13 protein-coding genes are annotated in these 14,643 nt (G+C 40.9%); all 13 read right to left on the bottom strand.

Features of this window, described 5'->3' with window-relative positions; genetic code table 11:
- Positions 1–65: 65 nt before the first annotated feature.
- A complete protein-coding gene (locus tag ACFRAK_RS25650; protein ID WP_387597709.1) occupies positions 66–1,289 on the bottom strand; it encodes a hypothetical protein in 1,224 nt (407 codons plus the stop codon).
- On the bottom strand, positions 1,255–1,815 hold the full coding sequence (gene sigX / locus ACFRAK_RS25645; RefSeq protein WP_387598198.1) for an RNA polymerase sigma factor SigX: 561 nt from the start codon (positions 1,813–1,815) through the stop codon (positions 1,255–1,257). Before sigX ends, ACFRAK_RS25650 begins: the two co-directional genes overlap by 35 nt.
- 214 nt (positions 1,816–2,029) lie before the next feature.
- Positions 2,030–3,823: an ATP-binding protein gene (locus ACFRAK_RS25640; protein ID WP_387598201.1), complete on the bottom strand. Its 1,794-nt coding sequence runs from the start codon at positions 3,821–3,823 to the stop codon at positions 2,030–2,032.
- Positions 3,820–4,536 (bottom strand): response regulator, encoded by a 717-nt coding sequence (locus tag ACFRAK_RS25635; protein ID WP_192205381.1) that lies wholly within the window; start codon positions 4,534–4,536, stop codon positions 3,820–3,822. Before ACFRAK_RS25635 ends, ACFRAK_RS25640 begins: the two co-directional genes overlap by 4 nt.
- 296 nt (positions 4,537–4,832) lie before the next feature.
- The gene (gene ccsB / locus ACFRAK_RS25630; RefSeq protein ID WP_349728034.1) at positions 4,833–6,011 is read right to left on the bottom strand and encodes a c-type cytochrome biogenesis protein CcsB; all 1,179 of its coding nucleotides are present in this window, start codon (positions 6,009–6,011) and stop codon (positions 4,833–4,835) included.
- Complete coding sequence (gene resB, locus ACFRAK_RS25625) at positions 6,004–7,653, bottom strand: cytochrome c biogenesis protein ResB (protein WP_387597714.1); 1,650 nt, start codon at positions 7,651–7,653, stop codon at positions 6,004–6,006. Before resB ends, ccsB begins: the two co-directional genes overlap by 8 nt.
- Before the next feature lie 18 nt (positions 7,654–7,671).
- Entirely contained in the window at positions 7,672–8,202 is a 531-nt protein-coding gene (gene resA / locus ACFRAK_RS25620) for a thiol-disulfide oxidoreductase ResA (RefSeq protein WP_387597717.1), read from the bottom strand.
- Between the two features lie 209 nt (positions 8,203–8,411).
- Positions 8,412–9,152 carry a 23S rRNA pseudouridine(2605) synthase RluB gene (rluB, locus tag ACFRAK_RS25615; protein WP_034308106.1) on the bottom strand — a complete coding sequence of 247 codons (741 nt, stop codon included), beginning with the start codon at positions 9,150–9,152 and terminating at the stop codon, positions 8,412–8,414.
- 543 nt (positions 9,153–9,695) lie between these two features.
- The gene (locus tag ACFRAK_RS25610) at positions 9,696–10,223 is read right to left on the bottom strand and encodes a spore maturation protein (RefSeq protein ID WP_370662592.1); all 528 of its coding nucleotides are present in this window, start codon (positions 10,221–10,223) and stop codon (positions 9,696–9,698) included.
- Between the two features lie 13 nt (positions 10,224–10,236).
- Complete coding sequence (locus ACFRAK_RS25605) at positions 10,237–10,830, bottom strand: nucleoside recognition domain-containing protein (protein ID WP_394572749.1); 594 nt, start codon at positions 10,828–10,830, stop codon at positions 10,237–10,239.
- A complete protein-coding gene (locus ACFRAK_RS25600) occupies positions 10,823–11,983 on the bottom strand; it encodes a D-alanyl-D-alanine carboxypeptidase family protein (RefSeq protein WP_387597721.1) in 1,161 nt (386 codons plus the stop codon). The genes ACFRAK_RS25605 and ACFRAK_RS25600 overlap by 8 nt, the downstream gene beginning before the upstream one ends.
- Before the next feature lie 147 nt (positions 11,984–12,130).
- The gene (locus ACFRAK_RS25595) at positions 12,131–13,777 is read right to left on the bottom strand and encodes an FAD-dependent oxidoreductase (protein ID WP_387707705.1); all 1,647 of its coding nucleotides are present in this window, start codon (positions 13,775–13,777) and stop codon (positions 12,131–12,133) included.
- Between the two features lie 179 nt (positions 13,778–13,956).
- Positions 13,957–14,520: an alkyl hydroperoxide reductase subunit C gene (gene ahpC, locus ACFRAK_RS25590; RefSeq protein ID WP_063233159.1), complete on the bottom strand. Its 564-nt coding sequence runs from the start codon at positions 14,518–14,520 to the stop codon at positions 13,957–13,959.
- Positions 14,521–14,643: the final 123 nt, after the last annotated feature.

Genomic DNA, 14,643 nt, shown 5'->3' with positions numbered 1-14,643 from the left:
ACGGGCACTTTTTCTGTGAATGCAAGGGGCTTTTGCCAACCATAGACCGGGTGTTTTATCACACCTCAATTCACTTGGTTCGGTGCTTTGGGCACCAATATGTCTTCAGTTAAATTCAGCTGGCCTACCTCTTCAATGGGAGCATTTTCAAACTTCACTTTTTCAAAACCAAAATCCTTGGCAATGAAGAGTATGGCTTCTAAAGCTTGAAGGGATTCCTTATTATTTTCAATGGCAACTTGATCTGATAATTGAATGATCACAAGATTTCCATTAGAGCTTATCCTTTCCCATTTCAGGTCATGCGGGATTGCAGGTGAAATTCCTTCGATGTCCGCCTCCCCTTTTCCAGCTTGCAGCGCCTCCTCAAAGTCCTGATAACCCATATTGCTTGGAACAAGGAACCTTGGGGAGGACTCATCCTTTTGGTAAAGAAAGTATGTGCGATTTTTTTGATGAGGTATATCCACCTCTTTTAAATAACCTGCGTGCGCAAACATGGCACCTTGCTTACCTTCTGTAGAAAATGTCATTTTCTCTATTTTGTTATAGGAAAGCGTTTCCTCCATCGAATGGAGAAAAAGTGTATCTTCATCCAATAGTCGGCTTTTTTCTTGAAAATCAATATGAGCAGTGGTCGTATCGTTCCCTTGGCTGATCTTTATATCAAGTGGAAAATAGTCAGATAGCCCATATTGCTCTTCATCCACATCGGACATTTGATTAACTAACTGATTCAGTTTATCACTTTCGTCATAATGTTTGAGTTTAATCGAAATGGGAACGATGAAATTCAATTGATCATCTGGGACACCCATCGTAATGATCGATGCATTTTTAAGGTCATCTTGATAGATTGCTTGTGTAATTGTTTTTTCCTTTTTCCATTGTCGGGGTTCCATTTCTGAAACCTTTTCTTTAGATTCTATTTCCGCTTGCTTACTCGAAAACTTTTGATTATCCTGCCTATCCGCTGAATGATTTTCTTTGTTACTCGCATCCTGGCGTTCAAGATCTGTCATTCCCTTATTTTCAGATAGAGATAATTTCCCACTACTGCCGCTGTCCTCTTGACTTGTCGTTCCTTTTTTTTCAATAATTAAAGATGATGCCAAAACAACCATTAAGAATAAGGAGGCAACACCCGCAAATAGAGGTATCCAGTGTTTCTTTTTCTTCTTATCATATATTCTCGCAAACACCTCTGCCTTGGTTCGGTCATCTTTTAATTTCGGAAGCTCGCGCAGCATGTCTTCAATTTCGCTTTCTTTCCAACGGGATCTTCTCAATGCGGTGGCCCTCCTTTCCTGATAAATCTTCCATCAGCTTTTTAATAGCCTTCAAAGCACGGTGCTGGGTCGTTTTTACCTTACTTTCACTCCAATTCAATACTTCAGCAGTTTCCGTAATGGACAGTCCCTGAATATATCGTAAAATGATGACGGATCTTTGATTCGTGGTACACCGGTTTAAGCAATGATAAATATCTTGGATTTCACCGTTCATGATAGCCACTTCTTCCGGAATGGGCTCTTTATCTTTTATCAATTGCCTATCCCAATCAAAGTTAGGAAAGATTTTATCTTTCCACCCTTTTTGTTTCCGAAAGTAATCAATCGTCACATTTCTTGCAATCGAGTACATCCACGTTTTTTCACTGCTTTTTCCTTCGAAGCGTTCATAGGCCTTCATCACCCGTATATATACTTCCTGAACAAGGTCCTCCGCCGTTTCTCGATTTTTAGTCATATAAAAAATGAATTGATATATTTCCTGATGATATTTTTCATAAAGATCGTGGAAAACGGAATCCATCATTTCCCCACATCCGTTCATAAATATAGTCGTCAATCCAAAACAAAAGTTACATACTTCGGCTTTAATCTTATTATAAAATTCCGTTAATTTCCACATATCAGGGACTTCTTATTTTGTTTCCTAAAAAAAACAAAGACAAGTTGGAAAGTAATCCAATTGCCTTTGTTTTTCTCAGTTCCTTATGAAACAAGATTTTTTGGCAAGCCACCCGTCATTCGGCATTTTCCATAATTCGAGGCAGGATAAAACTGAACGTCGTCCCTTTATTAGGTAAACTGTTTACCGAAATGAAGCCATCATGGGCATTGATTATATTTTTTACGATTGCCAAACCCAACCCGGTGCCCGAACGGCCGCGGGTCCTTGCTTTATCCGCTTTATAAAACCTTTCGAATACAAAAGGCAAATCTTCTTCGGGAATTCCAGATCCAGAGTCCCTGACATCAATGATTAGTCCCCTTCGATCACTTGTCCTCTGAATGACATCAATGTTACCGCCCGGAGGAGTATGACGAATCGCATTATCAATTAAATTGGTCAAAACCTGTTCAATGCGGTCCGGATCGAAGTGCCATTGAATTTGATCGTCTTGCATGCTGGCTGATATGGTGATCCCCTTTTCTTTAGCCAGCCCGGAAAACTTACTTGTTATCCTCTTTAAATAAGGAGAAATAGGTACACATTCATAGCTAAGGTTCATTTTACCCGATTCCAATTTAGCTAGATCGAGGAGATCGTTGACTAAACGGCCCATTCTCAAAGACTCATCATAGATGATGCGGGCCATTTCCACCTTTTCCTCTTCACTGCTCGCAATGTCATCTACGATCGCTTCACTATATCCTTGCAACATTGAAATCGGCGTTCTTAACTCATGTGAGACATTCGCTATGAAATCAGTCCTAAGTTTGTCCATACGTCTTTCATCGCTCATATCCCGTATGATGGCCACCGCTCCCCTAATATTGTCTGCATTTGTATATAGCGGACTGACAATGAATCCCCAATCGCGGCCCTGCAAAGTAATTTCACCGACTTGCTCCTTATCGAAGGACTCTGATTCATCAAAAAGATTCATCAAAACCAATGGGACATTGACATTATCTTCCCGGTTATAGCCCTTTTCAAAGTACCAGGATTGCAGAAACCTTTCTGCTGGCGGATTCGTTTCAAGAATTGTGCCATCTTTATTGAAGGTAATGACCCCATCTGCCATACTGCTAAGAATGCTTGAGAGATGTTCCTTTTCCTGACTAAGTGCATTCATATTGAATTTTAGCTGTTCTCTCATCTGATTAAACGCTATGGCAAGTTCACCGATTTCATCTTGAGTCAAGATGGGAACCTTTGTATCAAATTTCCCTCGGGCAATCGCTAGTGCGGCTTCCCTCATCTTCACCAATGGTGCATTGATTCTTGTAGATAAAAAGAAAGCAAAAATCGTTGTCAAAATAATGGCGATGCCTGCTGCCAATAATATGAACTGTGTAGTCGATTTTGTGGTTTCTTCCATGGACTCCAACGATTGAAATAGGAAAACTTCATCCTGTTCCCCATTCAATTCAAGTGGAATGCCTACTACGATTGCGGACAATTCCTTACTGTCTGCATCATCGGATAGCGCCATTTCCTTTTTTACAGTCTTTCTTTCCGTAAAAACCTTGATCAATTCGGAATCATTTTTAATGAGTTCCGGCGTGATTTCGAACTCATTATCTCCTCCGATTGATGAGAATACCATTTTGTCATCATTAAGAATGATCATTTTCGTTTCATTGCCTATTAATTCCGAAGCTATTTGTAAAACTTCATTGCTGGACCCCTGATGTTCATTCGTTACCTTAATGATTTGTTCAGCGGTTTTGGTTAAATCATTTTCAATATTTTCAATCTGGAAATTCTCAAAGAATTCGACCAGCAGAACGGTTAAAACAATTAGTACAAATGACACGAGCAATAGGATCGTTGCCCATAGCTTCCCTACAACACTGCCCCATAGCATCAGTCATTAATGACTTCGAACTTGTAACCTACACCCCAAACAGTGACAATCATCTTGGCTGCGTTTTCGGATATGCGGTTTAATTTTTCACGTAAGCGTTTAACATGCGTGTCAACAGTTCGAAGATCCCCAAAGAATTCATAGTGCCACACTTCTTTTAACAATTGCTCCCGGTCGAAAACCTTATCTGGGGATTTCGCCAAGAAATATAATAATTCATATTCTTTGGGTGTTAATGAGACCTCTTTGTTATCGGCAAGAACACGGTGAGCATCATTATCAATGGTTAGATGCGAGAAGACGATCACATCTTTTGCCGTCGTTTCCGTCTGCATGTAACTAGTGCTTGAAGAGCGACGTAATAAAGCTTTAACCCTTAATACGACTTCACGGGGACTGAACGGCTTTACGATATAATCATCGGTCCCCACTTCGAATCCTTGAACGCGGTTCACTTCTTCCCCTTTAGCAGTCAGCATGATAATCGGTGTCGTTTTCTTTTCCCTTAATTCACGGCAAACTTCGATTCCATCTTTACCAGGCATCATAATATCCAATAAAATTAAATCATACTCATTTTCAAGGGCTTTTGTTAAAGCCATATCTCCATTTTCAGCTTCATCGATTATGTATTCTTCTCTTTCCAAATACATCTTTAGCAGCCGGCGGATTCTTTCCTCATCATCCACCACGAGAATTTTTATAGCATTATACATTATGTAATCAGCCTCCTATCCTATATTCTACAAAATGAAAACTTCCATGACTAATACTTTTTCCTTATAAAGTACGATAAAGAGCCATTTTTGCATGGCTTCCATGAACCTTTCACCATTTTGTCACAAAAAAAAGGCTTCGAGCGCTCACTAAAAGTTCATAAATGCCATTTCACCGAAATATCCTTATTAATGGCATTGACTGAAAAAGGGATCATTCTCTAGAAAAATCGATAAGCCAACTCCTCGACGTTTCTATCAAAAGACCCCCTTCATTTAAATATTACAATACAGAATCAAGCATATGAATGCAAACCAGCAATAACAAGATTGACGAATATCAAGTTAAACATAATGATGGCAAAACCGATGACGGCAAGCCAAGCTGATTTTTCCCCTTGCCATCCCTTTGACATGCGCAGATGCAAGAAAGCTGCATAAAACAACCACGTAACCAGTGCCCAGACCTCTTTCGGATCCCAGCCCCAGAATCTTGTCCAGGCCACTTGAGCCCAGATCATTGCAAAAATGAGGGCCCCGAGAGTGAAAATCGGAAAACCGATAAGGACCGAACGATAGCTAATCTCGTCCAATAAATTCAAATTCACATTTTTAACGATCGGTTTAATCAATGCTGCCACTCTTTTGCGAGCAATCAACCTTATTAAACCATACAAGATGAGCCCAATACCGAATGACCAAAGTACAGTATTCAGCTTCTTGGCATTGATCAGTGCAGGCATGTCCACCAGTGGTTCAAATCGATCAGTCTCGATAAGTTTCCCTTCATTGGGACCAACCAATGCCGGTAGGTTGAATTCCTGTTTGACCTCGGCTCCGTGTTTATCGACCCAATCAAAATTAGCCTTATAATCCATCGCAGCAAAAGAAGAAGTGATGATGACGAATCCGATGGTGCAGACTAATGTGAACATGATGCCTTCAAGCCAGAACGTTCTTTTGCTTGATTGTGTCTGATCGACGAATTTGATTAAATAAATGATGGCAGTAACGAAACTAATGGCAAGGATCGACTGTCCTGCCGCTGCAGTCGTTACATGAATATGAAGCCAATCGCTCTGCAATGCAGGAATGAGTGGCGAAATCTCTGTAGGGAACATACTTGCATATGCGATTATCAATAACGCAATCGGTAAAGCGAATAGCCCAAGGGCAGGTGTTTTATAAAGAAAATAAATTAATATGAAAGCACCGACCAGCATCATTCCGAAAAAGGTAGTAAATTCAAACAGGTTACTTACCGGGGCATGGCCGGCAGCAATCCATCTAGTGATGAAATACCCAATTTGAGCCACGAAACCGAAAATGGTGATGAAAATGCCCAGTTTAGCCCATTTGTTTTGTTTCTTTTCCTCCGCTCCGCGTTTATCCTTGATTGATCCGCCAAAGAAAAAGGTAGCGACAAGATATAATAAGAAAGCTGCATATAAAAAGTTACTGCTCAATTCAGCCATTTAAAACTTCCCCCTTACTAGAAGATTTCTCATCTTCAAGTTGATCCATTGGTTCGGAAAGTGATGTCGATTCTATCGCTTGTTTTATATCTCTTTTAATACCGTGCCAGTTTTTGTTTGTATGGCCGGCCATTAATATCTCATCATCTTTCCTCTTAATCCATATACGCCGGTGATTCCAATAAGACCCTTGGACAACTCCGATCATGAAAATGATTCCACCCGTGAATAATATCCAAAGCGTTAAATCCTTCCTGACGGTCAAAGCCGTGACATCTTGGGTTTCCACACCATTAAAAGCCATTTTATAAGTGTTTTCCCCTAAAGGCTCCACAGTCTCCTTAATCGCCACGAAACTGACCTCACCCTCTGGCTTATCCGGGGTATGCATTTTAAAGATAAATGCTGGATTATTCGGAATCTTCGATATCGTTCTTGGTTCACCTTTTTCATCGAACTCGAAATCGGGGAAGTAACTGATCAAGTCAACGGAATATCCTTCTTTCAACTCGTATTTCTTTTGTGGATTGTTCAAATCAACCTTTAAGCTTCCATATTTCTCTTCGGTTTTTTTATTTATCAAATTAAAAGACATCGTACTGAGCTCATCCAGTTTATAGTCCACTTGATAGAGGGCATAATGATCATGTTTCAGAGGTTCATTGACTTTGATTTTATAATCTTTAAGTTTAACAAGGTCCACTTTTTCCCCTGGTAAGGTCTCTCCGTTGCGCTCATACAACGTAACATCGGATTGATAGGTTTTTGCAATCGTACCGGTTTTATCAATTGCAGCACTGTACTGCTCATCTTCATCATTCTCTTTGTCATATACCTCTAAGGTAAATTCATTATTCTGGAGGTAATACTCACCATTTGTACCCGGGATTTCTTTTCTCTCGCCTTCACGCAGCCAAAGTACTTTGTCGATATACATCCCAGGGACAGAACGCAATAATGCTCCAATTAAGAAAATGATAAGTCCAATATGATTAACATATGGTCCCCAACGTGAAAAACGACCCTTTTCTGCAAGTATATGACCGTTCTCCTCACGGATATGATAACGCTGCCTTTTTAGTCTATCCTTTACTTCTTCAAGGTTTATATCTTGGTCTTCAAGCTTTGTCACCCCATAAATCCGCTGACGTTTCATGAAACCGTCATGACGTGTGACCCCTTGTTTTTTTAACGATCGATATAATGGAAAGAACCGATCGATACTGGCAATCAATAGTGATATGCCCAGCATGCCTATGATAATCAGATACCACCATGAACTATACAAGTTATGAAACCCGAGTTCATAATACACTCTTCCGAACCAGCCGTATTCCAGTTCATAATGCTCTGCAGGCGTAGCTGTTGAAGGGATGTACATTTCCTGAGGTAAAATCGTCCCGATGGCTGAAGCGATCAAGGCAATGACAATAAGCGTCACCCCTACCTTAACGGAAGAAAAGAAGTTCCATATTTTATCGATGATCGTTTTTTTATATGTTTGTGAACGCCTGGCACTTCCTTCATATCTCATATCAATAAGCTTGTTTTCTCTTTCGTTACCAAGCACCATTCCGCATTTCCCACAAATCTTTGTGCCAAACGGATTTATATGACCACAATCGCATTTTACTTCTTTCATGTCAAAAACTCCCCAATATTATGGTTTAATTCTCTCCATATGTTTTTGGATGCTCTCCTCTGTCAAAGCTCCGGTGATGATATCTATCACTTTCCCCTCTTTATCGACCAAAAAGGTGACAGGCAATACATCCACGCGATAAGCATTTTCCACTTCCCTACCTTTATCGATCATGACAGGAAAGGTCAGATCATGCTTTGTAATGAAATTATTGACAGCATAGTCAGATTCCCCGACATTTACCGCCAATATTTCAACGCCCTGTTCTTTAAAGTTTTTGTATTGATTGTCCATATAAGGCATTTCGTATTCACATGGCTTGCAATATGTACCCCAAAAGTTCAGGAAGACGCCTTTTCCCTTGTAATCGGAAAGTTTATGCTCTTTGCCTTTCATATCAGTCAAGACGAAATTCGGTGCATCGGATCCTTTTCTCAGACTTTCATTCTTATCTTTAGTGAAGTTCGTATAAAGGGCAAACACTAAAGCTGCACCTAAAAGCAGGAGAATGATGGTTCTGCTAATCAGGCGTCGCTTCTTTTTATCCATAGAGATCCTCCTAAGGCCACACTAAATTTAACCATACCATTATACCATTTAACGCCATGTCCTTTTTATTTACATTTCTGAAGGTTTTGTGACATTCTTTCCTGATTCATGAAGGAAAAGGTATTTACAGGTTGTTTTCCACCACCCATTCTTCCAGGTGAAGAATGGGGTAGTGGTTTCAACCTATTAATACAGGGGAAAAACCTTTCTTACATTCTCCGCTGTTTAGGTTCGGTCGTTGCTAAAGTCCGCATTAATTTAACTTCATGCGGAGTCAGCTCCCGGGAATCTCCTGCTGTTAAACCGTCCAAGGTCAAGAAACCATATTGTTCCCTCTTCAATTTAATGACGGGATGGCCAATTGCTTCGAACATCCGGCGGACTTGCCTGTTCCTGCCTTCATGTATTGTGATTTCAACTATCGCCGTTTCCTTTTTCTTGTCGGTAGACAATACCCTTGTCTTGGCTGGTGCAGTCTTGCCATCCTCCAACTTGATACCTTTATCCAACTTTTTCAAGCTTTCCCGCAAAGGCATCCCTTTCACTTTTGCCACATACACTTTATCCACTTCATGCTTAGGATGCATTAACGTGTTTGCAAATTCCCCGTCATTGGTTAAAATCAATAAGCCCGAAGTATCGTAATCCAAGCGGCCAACTGGATAAATCCGTTCATTGATGTAAGGGAAAAAGTCAGTTACGACTTTTCTATTCTTATCATCAGAAACTGCCGAAATGACGCCGCGCGGTTTATAGAATAGGAAATAAACCGGGGCTTCTTTTTCTAGCGGGACTTCATTAACCTCAACTTTATCATTAGGTCCAACTTTCACACCTAATTCCTTCACTACTTTGCCGTTCACCTTTACCTTACCTTCTAAAATCAACTCTTCTGCTTTACGGCGGGAAGCCAGTCCAGCATGTGCTATCACCTTTTGTAATCGTTCCATCTATCTTCACCCCATAGTATAATCATTCGTTTGTTATTGTCTATACATACACAATCATACAATTATTACATATTGAGAGGCAAAAACAAAAGGTTTTTCGCGAATAAGAGCTTTTCTTTTATTATTACACCAATAATGGGACGGTTAAATGGGTTGGTTTCCATAATGAGTGTAACATAGCTTATTTTTCCATACAAAAAAATGTTTCTTTTGGATGAAAGTTCGTTTCCGTTTAAAAATGGAGAGCTTAACATAGCCGATTGTTTAAGAAAAAGGCTGTTTTCGCATACTTTGTTGCTATTTACCAGGTAAAGCGGTGTGGTTGATTTCCCCTCCAGATGCTCGCTTTCCGCGGGGCGGGCGTTGAGCCTCCTCGGCGTAAACTCCTGTGGGGTCTCACCTGTCCCGCTGCTCCCTCAGGAGTCTCGCACTTGCGCTCCAATCAACCTTAAATCGTTTAGTTTTTAAAAACAACAATCTTCACGAAAAGAGCCAAGAAAAAAGACAAAAAAAAAGAAATGGAATCGCCCATTTCCCTAGCCTTTAATTCATACCGAAAACCAATGTAACGACGATAACGGCAGCTATGATACCGATCAAGTCTGCCAAAAGACCTACCTTTAGGGCATCACCCATTTTTTTGATCCCGACAGCTCCAAAATAAACGGTCAATACATAGAAGGTGGTATCTGTACTTCCCTGAATCGTGGCAGCCAAGCGCCCAATAAAGGAATCCGGTCCATAAACAGATATCAGGTCGCTGGTCATTCCTAAAGCGGCTGTTCCGGATATTGGTCTAATGATCGCAAGGGGTAAAACCTCAGACGGAAAATGAAGAAGGGAAAGCAAGGGGTGCAGTGATTGTACAATGAAGTCCAATGCCCCCGATGCCCTAAATACTGAAATCGCCACTAGCATCCCTACCAGAAAAGGGATGAGGGAAAAAGACATGCTGATTCCTTCTTTCCCCCCCTCAACGAAGGTCTCATAGGTGGGGACTCTTTTCAATGTACCGTACAGTAATATACAGAGGATCAAAATCGGTATCATCCAAATTGAAATGGTGGTCATCCAGTGCAACATCCTATTCCCTCCCGCTCCTCTTTCTCTTGTAATAAAAATATCGATCTATCCCAATTCCTCCAACTGCAGAAATGGCCGTTGCTATTATTGTCGGAAAAACGATGTCCGTTGGGGAGTGGGCATCGTAATTCATGCGGATAGCAATGACTGTAGTCGGAATCAACGTTACGCTTGAAGTATTGATGGCTAAAAAAGTGACCATCGAGCGGCTGACCGTTGTTTTTCCCCCATTTAGTTTCTTTAGCTGTTCCATGGCTTTTATACCAAGAGGCGTAGCTGCATTCCCCAATCCAAATGTGTTTGCCATCATATTGGAAAGTATATACCCCATAGCGGGATGATTGGGAGGCACTTCAGGGAATAGCCATCTCATGAACGGCTTGAACAAATTGGATAGTTTATCCAACAGCCCCGATTCCTCCGCTATTTTCATCAAACCCAGCCAAAAGACAAGTATGCTCATCAGTCCCAGGCAAAGGGTGACCGCTTCCTTTGCGCTGACAAATAGAGCTTCATTCACCTGATCCATCGTCCCATTGATCATGCCAAAGACAATACCGATCACAAACATCCCGAACCAAATGTAATTAACCATTGCGTCCGATTCCCAATACCGCTTCAAATACCTCAGCCCATGAAGATTGGAATGATTGTTGCTTGAAGCTTTCTTTTGATTCCCCATAAAAAATCGAACGACTACCTATTTTCTTTCCATCAAGATAGATGGATGCTCTGCCAACCACTGCAGGGATTTTCCTTTTATCCTTCCAAGCCCTCTGTGGCTTCAACAATTTCATTTTCACATTGACCAACTTTCTCTCTTCTTTTGTCAGTGGGTACGAAAAATCATTTTTAATGTAGACATGCCCTTTATATATTTTATTTTCCATATTCTTTACCATGCCTTCAGGTAAAATTTCTGTTGGCTTATAATCCTTAAATGCGGATTCGTACATTTGAATATGATCATTCCAATCATCCGGACCATTCAATGTCACAGCAATCAGGTCATGCCCGTCTTTTGTTGCGGTTGTGACCAAGGTACGTTTTGCTAGTTTGGTATACCCTGTTTTCCCCCCTGTGCAATACTCATACAATTGTGTAAGTAGGCGGTTTTTGTTCTTCCATACATAATCCCATTGTTCTGTGGAATTAGGTGCCCTGTGTTCCTTTGTGCCGGCGATCTTTGCATACGTTTCATTTTGCATGGCATAACGAGTGAGTATCGCCATATCATATGCGGTTGAATAATGGTTTTTCGTATTGTCCAAACCATGCGGATTTGAAAAATGGGTATTTTTCATCCCGATTTCTTCCGCCTTTTGATTCATCATCCACACGAATCCATCCAGGCTTCCCCCAACCTTTTCGCTGATTGCGACTGCTGCATCATTACCTGAACGAAGCATCAAGCCGTAAACCAAATCTTCGAGCTTAATTCTTTCTCCTTCTTTTAAATAAAGTGATGAGCCCTCCGTCCCGAAGGCATTGCTGCTAACCTTCACTGTTTCATCCATTAGTCCCGATTCAATAGCCAAGATAGCCGTCATTATTTTCGTAATGCTTGCTATGCGGTTCTTTTCATGAGCATTCACTTCATATATGACCCTTCCGCTATCCTCATCCATTAAAATCGCACTATGGGCACTTACAGATACATTTGCATTGGCGCTTTGTACGGGTGCCATAAAAGACAACAGGAGAATGACGATACACAAACTTGATAACCCTTTATATGGAAAACGCATGAGTGCCCCCTCGTCTCTTTACTTGTTTTTGTACAAGTTTATGCAAATGGACAAGGGTTATGAATAAAAGAATGTAAACCTTCATGATATCTATTGATTTTCAACATAAAAAAAATCGATAGGGGCCCCTATCGATTTAGTGTTCTATCATACTAATAATGCAGCGATTTCATCAATTTTCTTAGCTCCGAATACCACTTCTTCATCATTGATGATCATGGCCGGCACGCTCATGACTTTATATTTCTTCTTGATATCCTGGAAATTACTTATATCGACCATTTCAGCTTCAACGTTAGGGTTTTCAATCGCAATGCGCTGTGCACCCACTACAACGTCTGGACAGTAGTGACATGCCAATGAAACCATAACCTTAATGTTCGCTTTTTTACTGATTCCCTTAATTGAATTCAATACGGCCGAATCCAATGCTTGACCAGGACCGGCCAAGTTATAGATAGCCAAAATGAAGGAATTCAACTCATGGCCGCCTGGTACACCGTGGTACTTGACGCCACTGTAGTCACCATTCGAATTTAAGAGGGAAACGACAGGGAACTTATCTGCATTGATTTTTCCTTCAATTTCCGGGCTTTCCCCCTTGTTGTATAACTCAAGATGCAGCTTGTCTCCTAATTCCGCAACATCCAACAAGAAGTCTCGCAATTCGACCGATTTTGGCAAGCTTTCATCGACGATGGACACCAATGTTACTTCGCTCTCCATCTTGCCGAAGATTCCCTTTAATTGGCCGCGTAACGCATCACTTAATAAAGCGCTCTTACCTGCCGGGACAGCAGCCTGTTCTTTTTTCGCCGGTTTTTCAACTTCAGGTTCATCTTTGATTCCTAGGCGATCTTTTTCTTCTTCAATATATTTACCGGCATCCGTTGCTGCAATCGCTCCATCAGATACAGCTGTAATAATCTGGCGCAAGGATTTTGGCCTTAGGTCGCCCGCTGCATAGACACCTTTCACATTAGTCTTCATATCATCATCGGTTAAAATGTAACCGGCATGATCCATTTCGATGTGGCCCTTGAATATTTCTGTTTTCGGCTCATACCCTATGAAAACGAAAACTCCAAACGTGCTGTCTTCTTCCTTCGCCTCATATTCAAATTCTTCTTTAGTCGCATTATTGATGAAACGGGCACTTTGAATCATCCCGTCTCCATATACCCCAAGAATCTCCGTATTGAATTTCACTTCAATCTTATCATTTGCCATTACTTTATCCACAATGGACGGGGCACACGAGAAGCTTGATTCCCGGGCGATGATTGTAACTTTTGTAGCAAAGCGGGTCAGGAATATAGCTTCTTCGGCGGCTGCATATCCTGCCCCGATAACGAAAACTTCCAACCCTTCAAAGAATTCACCATCGCATGTTGAACAATATGCTACACCGCGGCCAGTAAATTCCTCTTCACCTGGAAAGCCTAGTGTTCTTGGGGATGCACCCGTTGCAATGATGACGGCGCGGGCATGGTAGTCCCCGCCAAGAGTTTTTACGACTTTCACCTCACCGGAGAAATCCACGCCCGTTACATCGGCTTTGGCGAATTCGACGCCAAAATCCTCGTTTTGAAGCTTCATTTCTTCAACTAACCTAGGGCCCGATATATGACGGATACCAGGATAATTGGCTATTTCCGATGTAGTTGCAGCTTGTCCGCCGCCAGTTCCTTTTTCAAGAATTATTGTTTTTAACTTAGCTCTTCCTGCATAGACGCCGGCTGAGAGGCCTGCAGGTCCGCCGCCAATAATTAATAAATCATAGATTTTTTTCATCTTTTGTGCTCCTTGCTGAATGATAATACGTGCTAAACTGATTATTTTGAAAAACAAAAGGCACTTATTTTAGGTAAGTGCCTTTTGTCATAAGATCTTGCAGGACGAGTTGTCCCTGTAATCGTACATCAATGCTCGGTATGTCCATTACCTGTAGAAATGGACCATCCCATTATAAATTAAAGTTTACCTACAAGGTCTAGGCTTGGTTCAAGAGTGGCTTCACCTGGAGTCCATTTTGCAGGGCAAACTTTATCTCCATGTTCCGCTACGAATTGCGCAGCTTGAACTTTTCTTACAAGTTCTTCAGCATTGCGGCCAATTCCTAGGTCATTAATTTCGTATGCTTTAATTTGTCCTTCTGGATTCACGATGAAAGTTCCACGTAGAGCCAATCCATCTTCTTCAATCAATACACCGAATTGACGGGATAAAACGTTTGCTGGGTCAGCTAACATTGGATATTGGATTTTACCGATTGTATCAGTGGCATCTGCCCATCCTTTGTGGCTGAAATGAGTGTCTGTTGAAACTGAGTAAACTTCACAACCAATTTCCTTGAATGTTTCATAGTTATCTTGAAGATCAGCTAATTCAGTTGGACATACGAAAGAGAAGTCAGCTGGGTAGAAAAAGAATACTGCCCATTTTCCTTTAACATCTTCAAGTGTAACTTCTTTGAATTCTCCTGCATGATAAGCTTGTACTTTAAAATCTTCAACTTGTTTATTGATCAATGACATAATAAATTCCTCCAATAGCTATTTTTTTATCTGCTCCTGTTTATAATAATTATTAAATAGAAGTTAGTCAATAAATATACCTTAATAATTTTTAAGTTCACAAATTGGTCACAGTTTTTATAT

The organism is Peribacillus sp. NPDC056705 (genome assembly GCF_043656335.1).
Note: the sequence above shows the minus strand (reverse complement) of the source record. Positions and strands in the feature narration are given on the sequence as shown.

What these genes read in the sequence shown, in the direction of transcription:
- sigX (WP_387598198.1), bottom strand. Translation starts at nt 1,815, where the DNA reads ATGGATTCCGTTTTCCACGATCTTTATGAAAAATATCATCAGGAAATA.
- ACFRAK_RS25635 (WP_192205381.1), bottom strand. Translation starts at nt 4,536, where the DNA reads ATGTATAATGCTATAAAAATTCTCGTGGTGGATGATGAGGAAAGAATC.
- ccsB (WP_349728034.1), bottom strand. Translation starts at nt 6,011, where the DNA reads ATGGCTGAATTGAGCAGTAACTTTTTATATGCAGCTTTCTTATTATAT.
- resB (WP_387597714.1), bottom strand. Translation starts at nt 7,653, where the DNA reads ATGAAAGAAGTAAAATGCGATTGTGGTCATATAAATCCGTTTGGCACA.
- resA (WP_387597717.1), bottom strand. Translation starts at nt 8,202, where the DNA reads ATGGATAAAAAGAAGCGACGCCTGATTAGCAGAACCATCATTCTCCTG.
- rluB (WP_034308106.1), bottom strand. Translation starts at nt 9,152, where the DNA reads ATGGAACGATTACAAAAGGTGATAGCACATGCTGGACTGGCTTCCCGC.
- ACFRAK_RS25610 (WP_370662592.1), bottom strand. Translation starts at nt 10,223, where the DNA reads ATGACCACCATTTCAATTTGGATGATACCGATTTTGATCCTCTGTATA.
- ACFRAK_RS25605 (WP_394572749.1), bottom strand. Translation starts at nt 10,830, where the DNA reads ATGGTTAATTACATTTGGTTCGGGATGTTTGTGATCGGTATTGTCTTT.
- ACFRAK_RS25600 (WP_387597721.1), bottom strand. Translation starts at nt 11,983, where the DNA reads ATGCGTTTTCCATATAAAGGGTTATCAAGTTTGTGTATCGTCATTCTC.
- ACFRAK_RS25595 (WP_387707705.1), bottom strand. Translation starts at nt 13,777, where the DNA reads ATGAAAAAAATCTATGATTTATTAATTATTGGCGGCGGACCTGCAGGC.
- ahpC (WP_063233159.1), bottom strand. Translation starts at nt 14,520, where the DNA reads ATGTCATTGATCAATAAACAAGTTGAAGATTTTAAAGTACAAGCTTAT.